This window comes from Novosphingobium sp. 9 (genome assembly GCF_025340265.1).
In the GTDB taxonomy this organism is placed as follows: Bacteria; Pseudomonadota; Alphaproteobacteria; order Sphingomonadales; family Sphingomonadaceae; genus Novosphingobium.
This window is the reverse complement of record NZ_CP022707.1, coordinates 1,993,024-2,009,224: the sequence shown is the minus strand read 5'-3', so window position 1 is coordinate 2,009,224 and position 16,201 is coordinate 1,993,024. Positions and strand designations below refer to the sequence as shown.

Genomic DNA, 16,201 nt, shown 5'->3' with positions numbered 1-16,201 from the left:
CCGCACCGCCCGATTGTGGGGCGATGCGGCGTAATCACATGCGTCAGGCCATCAGGATCTTGTCGAGCGCCAGGCAGAACTTCTGCATGTCCTCGGCAGAGCCCACTGTAACGCGCGACATCTGCGGATAAGCCGTCCAAGAACGACCGATCTGCACGTTGTGCGTCAGGAATGCGGCCTGCATTTCCTTGGGGGTCTTGCCCTTCCATTCGACCATGAACATGTTTGCATGACTGCCGGGCAGGACGTTGAGGCCACGGCTCTTGATATGGGCAATGGTCTTTTCGCGCGCGGCGATCATCTGGCCGCGACGCGCGGCGATCTGATCGGCGAGCGGGAGCGAGGCGGTGCCGCAGGCGACGGCGGTCATCGGCAGCATGTTCGTGACCTGCATGCCGTCATAGCGCATCATCTTGTCGTGGATCTGCTTCGATGCGATCGTCAGGCCAAGGCGCATGCCCGCCATGCCGAACAGCTTGGAGAAGGTGCGCATCACCATCACGTCATCGCGCGTGGCGGCGAGCTTGGCGGCGTTCTGCGTGCCGGAGAAGTGGATGTAGGCCTCATCGACAACGAGAATGGCGTCCTTGGGCTTGTTCTCGGCAAGCCATACGATGTCCTCGATCGGCGTCAGCGTGCCGGTGGGGTTGTTCGGCGAGCAGACGTAATAGAGCCCGGCGTTCGGATCGGCGGCCAACATGGCCTTCACATCATGGCGATAGTCGGCCGTCAGCGGTGCCTTGGTGACCTTCACGCCGAGCCATGCGCCGGTGCGCCAGATCTGCTCGTAGGTCGGGTCCGCAGTCACGATACCGCGCGTCGGCGAAGCGAAGGTCACGGCAACGCGGTTGAGCGGATCGCTCGATCCGGGCCATGCCGTCACGCGCTCGACGGGAACGCCTTCGACCTGTGCGACGGCGGCGAAAAGCTTCTCGTGCTCGTCGTCGGGCTCGTAGCGATTGCCTTCCGTCACCAGCTTCTGGCCAGCGGCGACACCGGCGGGCAGGGGGCCGGTCCAGCATTCGTTCGAGCCGATACGCACGGCGCCGACGACGGCCTTGGCCGACTGCTGCGCGAATGCCGTGCTTGCGGTCCCGGCGAGAGCAACGCCGCCGCCGAGGAGCGCAGCAATACGGCCAAGGTGACGGCGCGAGTATCCGCGGCCCATCAGGTCATCGCGGATTTCGGGCGCGATGGTTTCGGCCAGTTCGGTCTCGAGGTCGGTCATTGAAGGAACTCCCTGTCGAATGTCTTGCCTGCGGTCAGCGCGTGACGGCGCGGCGAATTTAGAGAATGGCAGTGCAGTCGGCGCGGATCACGAACGCGTGCAGGAACTCGCTCCGATCTGTCCCGGATCGGCTCGGGTACATTGCTGCGTTGTGAAAGTGGTCCGTCCTGTCTGTTGAAACGAACGAAGCGAAAATTTCCGCCATGGGCCGCTGCATTTTTGACGATAATTTTTCGTCGCAATGCAGCGGCCTGGCTGTCAGTTCACGTGTGTGATCAGAAGTTCACGTTCACGCGGGCGTAGTAGTAGCCACCGTTGATCCCGTAGGGCGAGATGGTGGGGTAGACGCTGCTGGCGTAAGAGGTCGAAGCGATGCTGAGATAGGCGTCGCGGATCTCCTTGGGCGTCTTGGTCGGGTACTTGTTGAACAGGTTGTTCGCACCGATCGAGAACTTGATCATGTCGGTAGCCTTGAAGCCCAGTTCGAGGTCGGTGATGAAGGCCGACTTGACCGGGGTCTCGATATCACCGGAGCAGTCGCAACCGGCAGGCGCGGCTGCCAGCGAGGACACCTTCGAGTAGAAGTTCTCGCGGAAGTTCACGCTGAAGCGGCTCGATTCCCAGTAGGCGCTGAGAACCGAACGGAACTTGGGCGTGCTGTTCTCCAACTGCCAGACCGAGTACCGGTTGATGAGCGCGGTGGCCGAAGGGTTGACCGTGCTGGTGTACAGCGCGGAAGGCAACGGGTTGATCTTGTCGACCTTGTTGTCGTTGTAGTTGGCCGACAGACCCCAGTTGATCGTGCCGAAGCTGGTCGGCATATCGTAGTGGGCGGCAAAATCGACGCCTGTTGTGGTCATGTCGGCGCCGTTGACGAAAGTCTGCAGGCTGACCGCGCCGCTCAGGTTGCGGGTGCCGTCATCGTTGGTGAGGACATAGGACGGGATCGAGCCGCCGAGCGCTGCGGAGACGGCGTTATATACGGCGGCCTGGTTGTAGATGTTGTAGTTGTCGGCGCTGTAGGGCGTACAGCTTGCCGCGTTCGAGCCGGAGTAGCCTTCGGGGCAGTAGCCGCCGCTGAAGCCGTAATAGGTGCTCGAAATCATGATGCGGTTGCGGATCTTGATGTAGTAGCCATCAAGCGTGAAGGTCAGCCTGGAACTGGGCGTGAAGACGATGCCCGCGCTGAGGTTAGTCGACTTCTCCGGCTTGAGGTTGCCGAAGCCCAGCGCCGCAGTGGAGGCCGAGTTCGCAGCGAACACACCCGAAACCGAGGTTGGGCTGACGTTGATGCCGGAATAGTATTCTTCGGCCAGGGTCGGTGCGCGGAAACCGGTCGAGGCGGTGCCGCGGATCGCGAACATGGGCGAGAAGTCGTAGCGGCTGGTCAGCTTGAAGACGGTTGTATCGCCAAAGTCGCTGTAGTGCTCGTGGCGCACTGCGCCATCGACCAGCCAGTTCTCGGTCGGTTTCAGGCTGACGTCGAGGTATTGCGAGAAGTTGGTGCGGTCGTAATTGCCGGCATTGGAAGGGGCGTAACCGAAGAAGGACTGCGCGCCCGCGCCATAATACGATGCCGGATCGCCTGCGACGATACCATACGTATCGCGCCGCCATTCAAGACCGCCAGCGATCGTCATCGGTTCGGAAAGTCCGATATCGATCGGATAGGTCAGATCGAGAGTATTGGCCCACTGCGAGGACTTGAAATCGCCGTTGTGGAATTCGGTTGGCGTGAATCCGGTGTCTGTCAGCAACTGGGCATTGGCCGAGTTCTGGACATAGACGCCGACGAAATCGTTGCCATAGGTCGTGGCGAGATCGAACGTGCCTGCGCCCATCGGGCCCTTGAAGCCGGCGCCTACCGAATAATCGGTCTCCTTGATGGCTTCCAGCGGCGAGAAGCCGGTCGGGTAATAGGGTGTGCCGGTCGCGTAGTCTGACGTATCGGCCGAGTAGGTCACGATGCTCGGCGTGCGGTAGTTTTCGTAAGCACGCGCATATTTGTGGCCGTACGAACCGGTGGCGTAGAGTTGGTAGTCGCCGAAATTGTATCCGGCATTGACCATGCCGACAGTCTGTTCGATCTGCGGATCGCCCTCGATACGGTTGACGTAAGGGTAGTCCGACTGATTGACCGTATCGGGATACTTGGTCAGCAGCGAGGTCGCCGAGGTGGTGTTATAGACGCGCGGATCGTAATCGCCGCGGAAGCTGAAGCCCTTCTTCTTCTTCTGCAGCGTGATGTTGACGAACGAGTTCTCGATCGGGGCGAAGCCGAAGTTTGCACCAATGCTGTAGGTGTCGCCGCCACCGTCCATGTACTGGCCTGCGGTCGCGTCGATCGATCCGCCGTGGTCGGCATCCTTGAGGATGATGTTGATGACGCCGGCGATGGCATCGGTGCCATACTGGGCGGCGGCGCCGTCCTGCAGCACTTCGATGTGGTCGATCGCTTCGGGCGGGATGAAGCTCATGTCCGGCGCCGCGCCGCCACCGTAGGGACCGCCCGAAACCGCGAGGTTGGCGGTGCCATGGCGTCGCTTGCCGTTGATCAGGATCAGCGTGTGGTTGGGCGAGAGACCGCGCAGCTTCATCTGCAGGTTCATCGCCTGAAGGTCCGAACCGAATGCCTGCGCCTGGATGGTCGGCAGCGTCTGGGCAAGGCTCTGGACGAGGTCGGGCTGGCCGACACGCTGCAATTCCTTGTTGCTGAGCAACTGGATCGGGGCTGGGCTGTCTGCCGCTTTCATGCCCGTCGTGCGCGTGCCGGTGACGATAATCGCCTGACCTTCGTCGGCGGCCTCTGCCGGTGCGGCTGCGGTCGTGGCGGCGGCGGTGGTCTGCCCTTCGTCCGCTGCGCCGCTACCAGATGCTGCGTCTGCGGCGAAGGCAGGCTGTGCTGCGAGCCCGAGCGCGACCGCAAGCGCGGCGCGCGAAACTGCTTCCCTGTACTGCATTTCGGTTAAAGCCCCCATGATGGCTGCAATGATGGTCGGCCTCCCCCGAGACGATCATTTTTATGTAATCGCAGCGCGCATCACCGCCTTTTCATGAACGCAAGACGCGCCCATAAGGCTGTGAAAGCACAGCTAATGCTTTTCACATGGTGAATTGCTCAATTTTGCCATCACTTCGCCTCGCAAAAGCCCCCCTATTGGCTATTTTGCGGACGCCTTATTTTTCCAGACCCCTTAATGTCGGGAAAATTTCAGGATAAGTATCCAGAGCATATTTGCCTGAAACTGACAGAAATTCGATTATTCAAAATACTGGATCAAAATTCTGCGAAGTCTGCTGCTTCGCTTCCGGAACATCGATGAAGTGTATTTTTCTCTTTTCCGCCTATCAGAACGATTCAGAACGGAATTCCCACCATAAATATTTTTAAAAATAATGTCGGCAGATATTTTTTGACTAAAAATCACGAATCCCTCGTCGCATATGCGACAAGATATCATTACGACGCATATTTCGTCTTGAAGTGCGACGGTCGTACCGGCCATTGATCATCCCAATTGGATCAAAATGCCGATCTGGGCCTCGTCCCGTGCCCTGTGTACTTGATTGAGGTCGATGCTATCGGTCGGCAATCGAATGTCAACACGCGGTTACGCAATCGATGTAATTTTTTGTCGGCAGTGTGTCATCGCGCGTTATATTGCGTCTCACGCACCTTGGCTGACGGGGCGGAGGCCACGTCGGGCTAGGGTAGGCGCGCCCATTCGCTCACGCAGGCAGCATCGTTTCTGCAGGCAAGTTCTGATCGCCTTGCCAAGGAGCGGCAGGGTCTTCTCAGAGCGATTGAGATGTGTGTGTGAGGTCACAGCAAAGGGTGGACGAGATATCGCCACCTATTACTCCAGATAACAAAAAACCCTCGGTTTCCCGAGGGTTTTGTTGGTCGGGGAGAGAGGATTCGAACCTCCGGCCCCTGCCTCCCGAAGACAGTGCTCTACCAGGCTGAGCTACTCCCCGACCGATCGAGCGGTAAGAACCGCCCGAGGCAGGAGCGCGCCTATAAATAGCGAATCTGAGGCTGGCAAGGGGCGATTACAAACTTTCGAAATTTCCTTTGAAAAAAGATCGATGCGCCTTTCGAAAGCGGACGCGTTGCGCGCAACTGCTGCCAAGGCTTCCGTGTCAGGGAAAGAGTGCGTAAGCCATGCCCATGACCATCACTGCCAAGATCCCGCTCCCGCCTGTTGCCGAATCCCCGCATTGGGAGGCGCAGTATCTCGACCTGATGCAGCGTATATGGGAGACAGGCGACGAACGACGTGATCGCACAGGCGTCGGCACGCGATCGCTGTTCGGCGCGACGATCCGATTCGATCTTTCGGGGGGCGCGATGCCGCTGCTGACCACCAAGCGCGTCTACTGGAAGACGGCAACGCGCGAACTGCTGTGGTTCCTGACCGGCGAAACCAATATCCGCACCCTGTGTGCGCAGGGCGTCGAAATCTGGACCGACTGGCCGCTCGACCGCTATCGCCGCGAAACAGGCGAGGAGATCGAACGCGCCGATTTCTCGAAGCGGATCGTCGAGGATGCAGCCTTTGCTGCGCAGTGGGGTGATCTCGGTCCGGTCTACGGCAAGCAATGGGTCGACTGGCCGGTGTTCGAGCCGGTGGGTGAGACGACCAGCGGCGAAGCGCTGTTCCGGCGCCGTTCGCAGGGAATCAACCAGATCGCGCAGGTGATCGAATCGCTGCGCAACAATCCGGGCAGCCGTCGCCATATCGTCGAGGGCTGGAATGTCGCCGAACTCGACGCGATGGCGCTGCCGCCGTGCCACAAGACCTACCAGTTCCATGTCGCGGACGGGCGGCTCTCCTGCATTCTCTATCAGCGCAGCTGCGATCTCGGGCTGGGCTTTGCCTTCAACATGTGGTCGCTGGCCGCGTTGACGCGGATGATTGCGCAGCAGTGCGATCTGGAACCGGGTGAGGCGGTGTGGATGGGCGGCGACGTGCACCTCTATCTGAACCATGCCGCGCTGGTGGAAGAGCAGCTTTCGCGCACGCCGGGTGGGCAGCCGGTCCTGTCTTTTGCACGGCGCCCCGAATCGATCTTCGATTACCGGATCGAAGACTTCGAGGTGCGCGATTATACCCCGCAAGGGCATATTTCAGCGCCGGTTGCGGTGTAAGAAGTGCGCGATTGACATTGCTCATGCGTGAAATAATATGACCTTGTCGTAGAATTTTCGCATCCCGAGAAGGAGCCTGTTCTGCGATCCCGGATGCCTCGGCCCGGAACCCGAATGGGAGAGCAGATATGGCCGATCCAACGGCCCCGAACGCGACGGCAGTGCATGGGACAGGTGCGTCCCGCAAGGCGCGCGGCAACCTGCCGCCGCTGGAACTCCACGTTCCCGAGCCGCGATACCGGCCCGGCGATGCCGTGGACTATTCCTATCTGGAGATTCCCGAGGCCGGGACTTTGCCTCGCCCCGACGAGAGTTGCGCGGCATCGGAAACGCTGTCGCTGACGTCGGGCCTTATCCGCGTGCTGGGCGAGGACAATCGCCCGCTCGGAGCCTGGGCGCCGGGGCTGGATGTCGAGACATTGCGTCAGATGCTGCGCACCATGGCGCTGGTGCGGGCCTTCGACGACCGCATGTACCGCGGCCAGCGACAGGGCAAGACCAGCTTCTATATGAAGTCCACGGGCGAGGAGGCGGTCTCGGTTGCCTCGGCCTTCGCGCTGGCCGACGATGACATGGTGTTCCCCAGCTATCGCCAGCAGGGCATCCTGATCGCGCGGCGCTATCCGCTGGTCGAGATGATCAACCAGATCTACTCGAACCGGGCGGACCGGCTGAAGGGGCGCCAGTTGCCGATCATGTATTCGGCGCGCGACTATGGTTTCTTCACGATCTCCGGCAATCTCGCCACGCAGTTCCCGCAAGCCGTGGGCTGGGCGATGGCCAGCGCGATCAAGGGCGATACCCGCATCGCCACCGCCTATCTCGGCGAAGGATCGAGCGCGGAGGGGGACTTCCACGCGGCGATGACCTTTGCGGCGGTCTATAATGCGCCGGTCGTGCTCAACGTGGTGAACAACCAGTGGGCGATCTCCAGCTTTTCGGGCTTTGCCGGTGCCGAACGCGCGACCTTCGCGGCAAGGGCGGTCGGCTACGGCGTCGCGGGGCTGCGGGTCGACGGGAACGATGCGCTGGCCGTCTATGCGGCGATGGAGTGGGCGGCGAACCGCGCGCGCTCCGGCCATGGCCCGACGCTGATCGAGCATTTTACCTATCGCGCCGAAGGGCACTCCACCTCCGACGATCCCACGGCTTACCGCTCGGCGCAGGAGCGGGAGGAGTGGCCGCTCGGCGATCCGGTCACGCGGCTGCGCGATCACCTGATCGCGCTGGGCGAATGGTCGCTGGAACGACAGGCGGAGATGGACCTGACGCTGGCGGAGGAAGTTCGCGCCGCCACGCGCGAGGCGGAGAAGAACGGCATTCTCGGCCACGGGCTGCACCACCCGTTCCACACGATGTTCGAGGACGTGTTCGAGGATCTGCCCTGGCACCTTGAGGAGCAGGCCGAGCAGGCGATCCGTGAGCGGCGCCTGAAATGGCCGGACTGGGACGCAACGCATCCGGGAGAAACGCCATGATCGAGGAAGAAGCGGTCAGCCTGCACGAGGCGCAAGTGCGCCCGATGAGCATGATCGAGGCGATCAACGATGCGCTGCATGTAATGATGGCGCGCGATCCCAACGTGATCGTGATGGGCGAGGATGTCGGCTACTTCGGCGGCGTGTTCCGCGCGACGGCGGGTCTGCAGAAAGCCTTCGGACCCTCTCGCGTGTTCGACACGCCGATCAACGAATGCGGCATCATCGGCGCGGCGGTCGGCATGGCTGCCTATGGCCTGCGCCCGGTGCCCGAGATTCAGTTCGCGGACTATATATATCCCGGCCTCGATCAGTTGATCTCCGAGGCGGCGCGCCTGCGGTATCGTTCGGCAGCGGAGTTCATCGCCCCGATCACCGTGCGCTCGCCCTTTGGCGGCGGCATCTTCGGGGGGCAGACGCACAGCCAGAGCCCGGAAGCGCTGTTCACCCATGTCGCAGGGCTCAAGACCGTGATCCCGGCAACGCCCCACGACGCCAAGGGCCTGCTGATCGCCGCGATCGAGGACAATGATCCGGTGATCTTCTTCGAGCCCAAGCGCATCTATAACGGCCCGTTCGACGGCTATTACGATCACCCTCGAAAAGCTGGAAAGGCCATCCCGACGGGCTGGTGCCCGAGGGGTATTATGCCATTCCGCTCGGGAAGGCGCGCAAGGTGCGCGAAGGCGCGGACCTGACGGTGCTGACATACGGCACAATGGTTCACGTAGCCGAGGCCGTGCTGGCCGAACGCGGTATCGATGCCGATATTCTCGATCTTCGCACGCTGGTCCCGCTCGATATCGAGGCTGTGGAAAACTCTGTGAAGAAGACGGGGAAATGTCTGGTGATACACGAGGCGACCCGCACCTCCGGTTTCGGCGCGGAACTGAGCGCGCTGGTGCAGGAGCGCTGCTTCTATCACCTCGAAGCTCCGGTCGAGCGCGTCACCGGTTTCGACACGCCGTACCCCCACAGCCTTGAATGGGCCTATTTCCCCGGCCCCGTGCGCATCGGTGAAGCGCTCGACCGGCTTTTGCAGGACTGACCCGATGGCACGCTACACATTCCGCCTGCCCGATATTGGCGAGGGCATCGCCGAAGCCGAGATCGTCGCCTGGCACGTTGCGGTCGGCGACCGGATCGAGGAAGACGGCCGCATCGCCGACATGATGACCGACAAGGCCACGATCGAGATGGAGAGCCCGGTGTCGGGCGTGATCGTCGAAGTGGCGGGCGAGGCGGGCGATACGATCGCCATCGGCTCGGCGCTGGTGGTGATCGAGATGGAGGGCGAGGGCAGCGTTGTGCAAACGGCGCTTCCCGCTGCGTCCGATGAGGTGGCTGCGAGCACGGCGGAACCGGCGATTGCCGCGCCAGTTCCCGAGAAACCCGAAGCCCCCGCAGCCGCTCAGGCTGAGCCTGTCGAAGCCCGCGCGCCTGCGCCTGTCCTACCTCCCGAAACCCGGCGAACACCTGCAAAAGTCCTCGCCAGCCCAGCAGTGCGCCAGCGCGCCAAGGATCTCGGCATAGACCTCGCCGAAGTGCGTCCCGCCGAAGATGGCCGGGTGCGCCATGGCGATCTCGACGCGTTCCTCTCCTACAATGCCGTAGGTGGTTTTCAGCCCGTAGGTACAAAGGGCGTGGACGAGCAGGTCCGCGTGATCGGCCTGCGCCGTCGCATTGCCGAGAACATGGCGGCCTCCAAGCGTTCGATCCCGCACTTCTCCTATGTCGAGGAATACGACGTCACCGCGCTGGAGGAGACACGCGCGCAACTGAATGCCGGGCGCGGGGATCGCCCGAAGCTGACCATGCTGCCGTTCCTGATCGCGGCGATCTGCCGTCTGGCGCCGCGCTACCCGATGCTCAATGCCCATTACGACGACGAGGCGGGTGTGGTGACGCGCTTTGGTTCCGTGCATATCGGGATCGCCACGCAGACCCCCGGCGGCCTGATGGTGCCGGTGCTGCGCGACGCGCAGGCGCGCAACCTATGGCAACTTGCCGCCGAAATTGGGCGACTGGCACAGGCCGCACGCGATGGTTCCGCGAAACCGTCCGAACTTTCTGGCTCGACGCTTACCCTGACCTCGCTCGGGCCGATGGGCGGTGTTGCGACCACGCCGGTCATCAACCGGCCCGAAGTCGCGATTATCGGCCCTAACCGCATTGTCGAGAGGCCGATGTTCGTGCGCGATGCGAGCGGCGTGGAGCGAATCGAGCGACGCAAGCTGATGAATATCTCGATGAGCTGCGATCACCGTGTGGTAGATGGCTGGGATGCCGCCAGCTTCGCGCAGGATCTGAAAAAACTGATCGAGGCGCCGGCGGTGATACTCGCAGGGCCGTAATTTTCATAAAACGGGGGCAGAACAGATGGGGCACGATACGCGGATCGATGACTATATCGCCGGGGGTTCCGACTTCGCCCGTCCGATCCTGATCCATCTGCGCGCGCTGTGCCATCAGGCGCTTCCCGGCTGCGAGGAGGCGATCAAGTGGGGCATGCCCCACTTCACGCTGGCAGGGAAGAACGTTGCCGGGATGGCGGCATTCAAGGCGCACTGCACGTTCGTCATCCATGGGGAGGGACGGCAGGGGGACGCGATGGGGCAATTCGGAAAAATCACGAAGCTGGAAGACCTGCCCGACGATTCGATTCTCATCGGGCGCCTTCAGGAGGCTGCCTTGCGCATTGCGGAAACGGGCACTGCGACGAAGCGCCCTGCCACGCGCGAGCCGAGGGCGGAAATCCCCATGCCGGACGATTTCGCCGCCGCGCTGGCGGCCGTTCCTGCTGCCGCACAGGTTTTTGCAGGGTTCTCGGCCTCGGCACGCAGGGATTATCTCGAATGGATCACCGAGGCCAGGACGCAAGCCACGCGAGAGAAGCGCATGGCTGAGGCCACGGTGTGGATCGCGGCGGGAAAAAGGCGCAACTGGAAATACGAAAAACGGTGATTTTCCGTTCTTTCTCTGGAGCTTGGGGGATCAAATGGCAAAAATCTTTCATCCTGTGCGCAAGGGTCGTTGACAGCCCATCGGTGCTGGCCTAGAGGCGCGTCTCCCAAGCGGACGCAACGCTTCTAAAGCGGGTGTAGCTCAGTTGGTTAGAGTGCCGGCCTGTCACGCCGGAGGTCGCGGGTTCGAGCCCCGTCACTCGCGCCACTTGGGAAAAGCGCTTCCACTGCGAAGCTCACTGTAGGCTTTAACGGTTCGCCGTTTTGCCTTCAGGGCTGCGCGGGTGTAGCTCAGTTGGTTAGAGTGCCGGCCTGTCACGCCGGAGGTCGCGGGTTCGAGCCCCGTCACTCGCGCCACTTTCTTCGGAAAGTAGCGCCATGAGAAGCGAAAAGAAGGCCGGGGAAACCCGGCCTTTTTCTTTGCCCGAAATCCATTCGAAAGCACTCCCGATGTCTCGCGAATCTTAACGCGTGCGCCCGGTTTCCATCCAGATCAGGAATCGACGCAAGGGCAGCAGCCACACCACCCCCAGCACCAGATAGACCAGCGCCTGTGCCAGTGGGGGCCATTTCGTAATCAGAGGTGCGAGATAGCGTGCAATCAGCAGGCCGTAGACGGCCAGTGCCGCGCACAGTACCAGAACCCCCACCGGAATACGCCAGGTGGGAGTCTCACGCATATCAGGCCTCTTCGCTTGCCGAGGTCGCCGGAGCAGGTTCGTGAATACGGGTTGGCGTCACGATCGCGGCGAGCGCGCGGTCATGCGGCTCGACGGGCAAGGCTTCTGCCTGCTGGACATCCCACGCCAGGCCGATGGCAAGCACGTCGGGATGCTCGGCCAGCCAGCGGTCGTAATGCCCACCACCTTGCCCAAGGCGCGTGCCTGCCGCAGTGAACGCAACGAGGGGTATGACTACCGCAGACGGTACAACCTCCTCTGCCTCAACACCGGGCTGCAACGCGCCGCCCCAGGGGGAGGGCTCCAGCGATTCTTCATCGAAAGCATCGTCCCAGATGCGGAAGGTCATCGCACTGTCACGATCCGTGAAGGCGGGGAGGGCGACTGTGCGACCATTTTCTGCCAGCCAGCGCACCCAACCGAGCGCCGGTGCTTCTGCGCCGACGGGGTAATAAAGCCCGACGGTGGCCCCTTCCGAAATCATGGCTGCGACGGGTGCAGGCGGACGGTTCAGGATCAGCGCTCGCAGGTTATGCGGCAGCGCCTCGACATGCGCCTTGCGCGCCGCGCGAAATTCGCGCCGCAGCGCGGCCTTCTCGTCCGCAAGGGAAATGGGGGGTGACGGGTCCACCATGGGGTCGTTTTCCGATTGAAATCCTCTGACGCCTCAACGTCAGGTGGGGACCATGTACATCGAGCCTCTATGCGAAATAGTGGCTCGGGCAGGGACAGCCCCCTTTGGATTGCTTATAGCCTCAGGGATGTTCGCGGATCGTGCCGGGCAGATCCCGTCGAGGCCCTATCTAGGCGTTCTGTGTGTCGTGCTCAAGAAGGTCTGCAAGATTTTCGATGCGCGTCGCAATTCCGCCGAGCCGTTTCTCGAACTCGGCCTCCATTTCGGGCGAAAACGCGAAAGCGCTCGGATCAACGGCATCGGGTTCGACCGATTCGGAAACCTGCCCCGGTGCAGATTCTGCGTTCGCTGCTTTCGCCTTGCACAGTTCATCGGCCAGGAACAGCGCGGCATAGAGCATCGAGCGTGCCTCGGTCTGGCCCTTGACGCCCAGCATTGCGAGGCGTTCGTCGATCATGCCCGCCAGCATCTCGACGTGGGGCTGATCCTCGGGATCGCAGGCCAGCGAATATTTGCGTGCGGCAATGGTGACGGTGATGTTGGTCATGGCCTGTCCCTCAGTCCTTGGGCGCGGTCATCAGCGTTTCGAGATCGCGCAGCGAACCTTCCACGGTTTCGCGCAAGCGCTTGTGGCGCCCCCGGATATGGTCGGTGTTGCGCGCTGCCGTCTCGCAGGCGGCTTCGACGCGGGCCAGCGCGCGCTCGATGCGGTCGAGCAGGCTGTTCACAGGCAGATTGTGCTGGGGATCGGTTGTCATTGTCATAAGTCGGTATCCCTCCACGCCCCCAAGTGGCAACCGGGTATCGCGCATTCAAGTGTCGAGCCGTGTGCACAATCGGGCGAATTTCGCCTTGCGGTCAGCGCATCATGCCCTACGTCAGGGCTGGGCTCGCGGGAGGCGAACTTGACGCACGCCCGCCGCTCCCTAAAGGGAGGCCGCAACGTATCGAATCGCCCGGACAGGTATCCGATCGGCCCACCGGTCAAGCCTGGTCGGTCCCGTATTTTTCCGGAGCTTCCCATGACCCTTACCACCGACCGTCTCGCGCCGATGGCGAACGCCATCCGGGCCCTGTCGATGGATGCCGTGCAGGCAGCCAACAGCGGCCATCCCGGTATGCCCATGGGCATGGCCGATGTTGCCACCGTGCTGTTCTCGAAGTTCCTGAAGTTCGATCCGGCCGCCCCCAAGTGGGCTGACCGCGATCGCTTCGTGCTGTCGGCGGGCCACGGCTCGATGCTGATCTACTCGCTGCTCCACCTGACAGGCTATGCCAGCCCGACGATGGATGACATCCGCAACTTCCGCCAGACCGGTTCGGTCTGCGCGGGCCATCCCGAGAACTTCCTGATTCCGGGTGTCGAGTGCACCACCGGCCCGCTGGGTCAGGGCTTCGCGATGGCGGTCGGCATGGCGATGGCCGAGCGCCAGCTGAACGCGACGTTTGGCAGCGATCTGGTCGATCACCGCACCTGGGTGATTGCCGGTGACGGCTGCCTGATGGAAGGCATCAACCACGAGGCCGTGGGCCTTGCTGGCACGCTCAAGCTCGCAAACCTCAAGGTTCTGTGGGACGACAACCGCATCACCATCGACGGCGACACTTCGCTGTCGACCAGCGAGGATGTCGCTGCCCGCTACCGCGCTTCGGGCTGGGACGTGTTCTCGTGCGACGGCCATGACTTCGCCGATATCGAGCGTGCGCTTGCCGAAGCGGCTGCCAGCGACAAGCCCTCGCTCGTCGCCTGCCGTACGGTTATCGGCAAGGGTGCCCCCAACAAGCAGGGCGGCCACGACGTTCACGGCGCCGCGCTCGGCGATGCCGAAGTCGCCGCCGCGCGCGAATATCTGGGCTGGACCTCGGCGCCGTTTGAGGTTCCCGCTGAAATCCTCGCCGACTGGCGCTCGCTGGGTGAGAAGGGCGCCAAGCTCCACGCCGAGTGGACCGCACGCCTCGATGCCAGCGCCGACAAGGCCGAGTTCGAGCGCCGCATGGCAGGCAAGCTGACCAATGTCGACGAAGCAGCCGCGACGTTCGCGTCGTGGCTGGAAGGCGACAGCAAGGTCGCCACCCGCAAGGCCTCGGAAAACGCGCTCAACGTGCTGGCGCCGCTGATGCCTGAAATGGTTGGCGGCTCGGCTGACCTGACCGGTTCGAACAACACCAAGGCCAAGTGCCAGGCACCGTTCACGCCGGAAGACTACGCCGGTCGCTATGTCTATTACGGCATCCGCGAGTTCGGCATGTCGGCGGCAATGAACGGCATGGCGCTGCACGGCGGCGTGATCCCCTATGGCGGCACCTTCCTGATCTTCTCGGATTACTGCCGCAATGCCATCCGCATGGCCGCGCTCCAGCAGATCCGTTCGATCTACGTGCTGACCCATGATTCGATCGGCCTTGGCGAGGATGGCCCGACCCATCAGCCGGTCGAGCATGTCATGTCGATGCGCCTGATCCCGAACCTGCAGGTCTTCCGCCCGGCAGACGTGATCGAAACCGCCGAGTGCTGGATGCTGGCGCTGCAGAGCGAAAGCACCCCTTCGGTGCTCGCCCTGACCCGCCAGAACCTGCCGCAGCTGCGCAAGACCGGCGGCATGCTCTCGGCCAAGGGTGCCTACACGCTCAAGGCCGCCGAAGCTGCACGCAAGGTGATCCTGATCGCCACCGGTTCGGAAGTCGAACTGGCGGTCAACGTGCGCGAGGCCCTCGAAGCGCAGGGCATCGGCGCCGATGTCGTCTCGATGCCTTCGATGGAACTGTTCGCGGCGCAGGACGAGGCTTACCAGGCCGAGATCCTCCCCAACGATCCGGCGATCCTCAAGGTCTCGATCGAGGCGGGCACGACGATGGGCTGGCAGCGCTTCACCGGCGCGAGCCTGGGCGGCGGCCTCAACATCGGTCTCGACCGTTTCGGCGCTTCGGCTCCGGCGGGCGAACTGTTCAAGCGTTTCGGCTTCAGCGTCGAGGCGATCGTTCCGCAGATTCTCAACAAGCTCGGCTAAGTTTAGCTAAAACAAGGAGAAGGACATGGCGACCAAGGTTGCGATCAATGGTTTCGGACGTATCGGGCGCAATGTCGCCCGCGCCATTCTGGAGCGTACCGACCACGACCTCGAACTGGTTTCGATCAACGATCTGGCCGATGCCGAGGCAAACGCTCTCCTGTTCAAGCGCGACAGCGTGCACGGCACTTTCTCCGGTTCGGTGGAAGTCGACGGCAGCGACCTGATCGTGAACGGCAAGCGCATCAAGGTGACCGCAGAGCGTGATCCGGCGAACCTGCCGCACGCCGAGAACGGCATCGACATCGCGCTGGAGTGCACCGGCTTCTTCGTCGACAAGGACAGCGCCAGCAAGCACCTGACCGCAGGCGCCAAGCGCGTGCTGGTTTCGGCGCCTGCCAAGGGCGTCGACCTGACCGTCGTCTATGGTGTGAACCATGAGGAACTGACCGCCGATCACCTCGTCGTGTCGAACGCCTCGTGCACCACGAACTGCCTCGCGCCGTTCGCCAAGGTCCTGCATGAAGCGATCGGTATCGAGCGTGGCCTGATGACCACGATCCACTCGTACACCAACGATCAGAAGATCCTCGATCAGGTCCACAAAGACCCGCGCCGCGCGCGCGCTGCCGCGATGAACATGATCCCCACCAGCACCGGCGCCGCCGTGGCTGTCGGCCTCGTGCTCCCCGCGCTCAAGGGCAAGCTCGACGGTTCGTCGATCCGCGTGCCGACCCCGAACGTCTCGGTCGTCGACCTGACCTTCGTGCCCTCGCGCGACACTACCGCAGAGGAAGTCAACGCGCTGCTCAAGGCCGCTGCGGAAGGCGAACTCAAGGGCGTGCTCGGCTACACCGAGGAGCCGCTGGTCTCGATCGACTTCAACCACGATTCGCACTCGTCGACCATCGACAGCCTCGAGACCGCCGTGCTCGAAGGCAAGCTGGTGCGCGTCCTGTCGTGGTACGACAACGAGTGGGGCTTCTCGAACCGCATGGTGGACACCGCCGGCGTGATGGCGAAGTTCCTCTGATCGGCTAACGCCTTTCGATCAAGCT

General features: G+C 62.4%; 12 protein-coding genes, 3 tRNA genes and 1 pseudogene. 9 read left to right on the top strand and 7 right to left on the bottom strand.

What is annotated here, in order from left to right; all coding sequences use genetic code 11:
• Positions 1-43: 43 nt before the first annotated feature.
• The 3 genes from CI805_RS09990 to CI805_RS09980 all read right to left on the bottom strand — a co-directional run bounded on the left by CI805_RS09990 (position 44) and on the right by CI805_RS09980 (position 5,206).
• Positions 44-1,228: a pyridoxal phosphate-dependent aminotransferase gene (locus CI805_RS09990; protein WP_260922854.1), complete on the bottom strand. Its 1,185-nt coding sequence runs from the start codon at positions 1,226-1,228 to the stop codon at positions 44-46.
• A gap of 275 nt (positions 1,229-1,503) precedes the next feature.
• On the bottom strand, positions 1,504-4,188 hold the full coding sequence (locus tag CI805_RS09985) for a TonB-dependent receptor plug domain-containing protein (RefSeq protein WP_260922852.1): 2,685 nt from the start codon (positions 4,186-4,188) through the stop codon (positions 1,504-1,506).
• Between the two features lie 941 nt (positions 4,189-5,129).
• Positions 5,130-5,206 (bottom strand) — tRNA-Pro (locus CI805_RS09980).
• 193 nt (positions 5,207-5,399) lie between these two features.
• On the opposite strand from CI805_RS09980, the gene thyA reads away from it, so the two are divergent.
• The 7 genes and pseudogenes from thyA to CI805_RS09945 all read left to right on the top strand — a co-directional run bounded on the left by thyA (position 5,400) and on the right by CI805_RS09945 (position 11,178).
• The gene (gene thyA, locus CI805_RS09975; protein WP_260922850.1) at positions 5,400-6,380 is read left to right on the top strand and encodes a thymidylate synthase; all 981 of its coding nucleotides are present in this window, start codon (positions 5,400-5,402) and stop codon (positions 6,378-6,380) included.
• A 128-nt stretch (positions 6,381-6,508) separates the two neighbouring features.
• On the top strand, positions 6,509-7,858 hold the full coding sequence (locus tag CI805_RS09970; protein ID WP_260922848.1) for a 3-methyl-2-oxobutanoate dehydrogenase (2-methylpropanoyl-transferring) subunit alpha: 1,350 nt from the start codon (positions 6,509-6,511) through the stop codon (positions 7,856-7,858).
• Positions 7,855-8,906, top strand: a pseudogene (locus CI805_RS09965) (alpha-ketoacid dehydrogenase subunit beta). Before CI805_RS09970 ends, CI805_RS09965 begins: the two are co-directional and overlap by 4 nt.
• A gap of 4 nt (positions 8,907-8,910) precedes the next feature.
• Entirely contained in the window at positions 8,911-10,212 is a 1,302-nt protein-coding gene (locus CI805_RS09960; protein ID WP_260922846.1) for a dihydrolipoamide acetyltransferase family protein, read from the top strand.
• Positions 10,213-10,237: 25 nt separating this feature from the next.
• The gene (locus tag CI805_RS09955) at positions 10,238-10,822 is read left to right on the top strand and encodes a YdeI/OmpD-associated family protein (protein WP_260922844.1); all 585 of its coding nucleotides are present in this window, start codon (positions 10,238-10,240) and stop codon (positions 10,820-10,822) included.
• Positions 10,823-10,952: 130 nt separating this feature from the next.
• Positions 10,953-11,029, top strand: a tRNA-Asp gene (locus CI805_RS09950).
• Between the two features lie 72 nt (positions 11,030-11,101).
• Positions 11,102-11,178: transfer RNA gene (locus tag CI805_RS09945), tRNA-Asp, on the top strand.
• A gap of 107 nt (positions 11,179-11,285) precedes the next feature.
• Here CI805_RS09945 and CI805_RS09940 read toward each other — a convergent pair.
• The 4 genes from CI805_RS09940 to CI805_RS09925 form a co-directional block, all read right to left on the bottom strand.
• Entirely contained in the window at positions 11,286-11,501 is a 216-nt protein-coding gene (locus tag CI805_RS09940) for a DUF2842 domain-containing protein (protein WP_260922837.1), read from the bottom strand.
• Between the two features lies 1 nt (position 11,502).
• Entirely contained in the window at positions 11,503-12,135 is a 633-nt protein-coding gene (locus CI805_RS09935) for a 5-formyltetrahydrofolate cyclo-ligase (RefSeq protein WP_260922834.1), read from the bottom strand.
• 169 nt (positions 12,136-12,304) lie between these two features.
• Positions 12,305-12,682 carry a cell division protein ZapA gene (locus tag CI805_RS09930; protein ID WP_260922832.1) on the bottom strand — a complete coding sequence of 126 codons (378 nt, stop codon included), beginning with the start codon at positions 12,680-12,682 and terminating at the stop codon, positions 12,305-12,307.
• 10 nt (positions 12,683-12,692) lie between these two features.
• A complete protein-coding gene (locus CI805_RS09925) occupies positions 12,693-12,893 on the bottom strand; it encodes a hypothetical protein (RefSeq protein ID WP_260922830.1) in 201 nt (66 codons plus the stop codon).
• Between the two features lie 264 nt (positions 12,894-13,157).
• Between CI805_RS09925 and tkt the strand changes: the two genes are divergently transcribed.
• Together tkt and gap are read left to right on the top strand one after the other, a co-directional pair.
• Positions 13,158-15,143, top strand: a complete 1,986-nt coding sequence (gene tkt / locus CI805_RS09920; RefSeq protein ID WP_260922828.1) for a transketolase — start codon at positions 13,158-13,160, stop codon at positions 15,141-15,143.
• Positions 15,144-15,168: 25 nt separating this feature from the next.
• On the top strand, positions 15,169-16,176 hold the full coding sequence (gene gap, locus CI805_RS09915) for a type I glyceraldehyde-3-phosphate dehydrogenase (protein WP_260922824.1): 1,008 nt from the start codon (positions 15,169-15,171) through the stop codon (positions 16,174-16,176).
• Positions 16,177-16,201 lie beyond the last annotated feature (25 nt).

Excerpts from the sequence above, each read along its gene's own strand:
- CI805_RS09990 (WP_260922854.1), bottom strand. The coding sequence starts at position 1,228 with ATGACCGACCTCGAGACCGAACTGGCCGAAACCATCGCGCCCGAAATC.
- CI805_RS09985 (WP_260922852.1), bottom strand. The coding sequence starts at position 4,188 with ATGCAGTACAGGGAAGCAGTTTCGCGCGCCGCGCTTGCGGTCGCGCTC.
- thyA (WP_260922850.1), top strand. The coding sequence starts at position 5,400 with ATGACCATCACTGCCAAGATCCCGCTCCCGCCTGTTGCCGAATCCCCG.
- CI805_RS09970 (WP_260922848.1), top strand. The coding sequence starts at position 6,509 with ATGGCCGATCCAACGGCCCCGAACGCGACGGCAGTGCATGGGACAGGT.
- CI805_RS09960 (WP_260922846.1), top strand. The coding sequence starts at position 8,911 with ATGGCACGCTACACATTCCGCCTGCCCGATATTGGCGAGGGCATCGCC.
- CI805_RS09955 (WP_260922844.1), top strand. The coding sequence starts at position 10,238 with ATGGGGCACGATACGCGGATCGATGACTATATCGCCGGGGGTTCCGAC.
- CI805_RS09940 (WP_260922837.1), bottom strand. The coding sequence starts at position 11,501 with ATGCGTGAGACTCCCACCTGGCGTATTCCGGTGGGGGTTCTGGTACTG.
- CI805_RS09935 (WP_260922834.1), bottom strand. The coding sequence starts at position 12,135 with ATGGTGGACCCGTCACCCCCCATTTCCCTTGCGGACGAGAAGGCCGCG.
- CI805_RS09930 (WP_260922832.1), bottom strand. The coding sequence starts at position 12,682 with ATGACCAACATCACCGTCACCATTGCCGCACGCAAATATTCGCTGGCC.
- CI805_RS09925 (WP_260922830.1), bottom strand. The coding sequence starts at position 12,893 with ATGACAACCGATCCCCAGCACAATCTGCCTGTGAACAGCCTGCTCGAC.
- tkt (WP_260922828.1), top strand. The coding sequence starts at position 13,158 with ATGACCCTTACCACCGACCGTCTCGCGCCGATGGCGAACGCCATCCGG.
- gap (WP_260922824.1), top strand. The coding sequence starts at position 15,169 with ATGGCGACCAAGGTTGCGATCAATGGTTTCGGACGTATCGGGCGCAAT.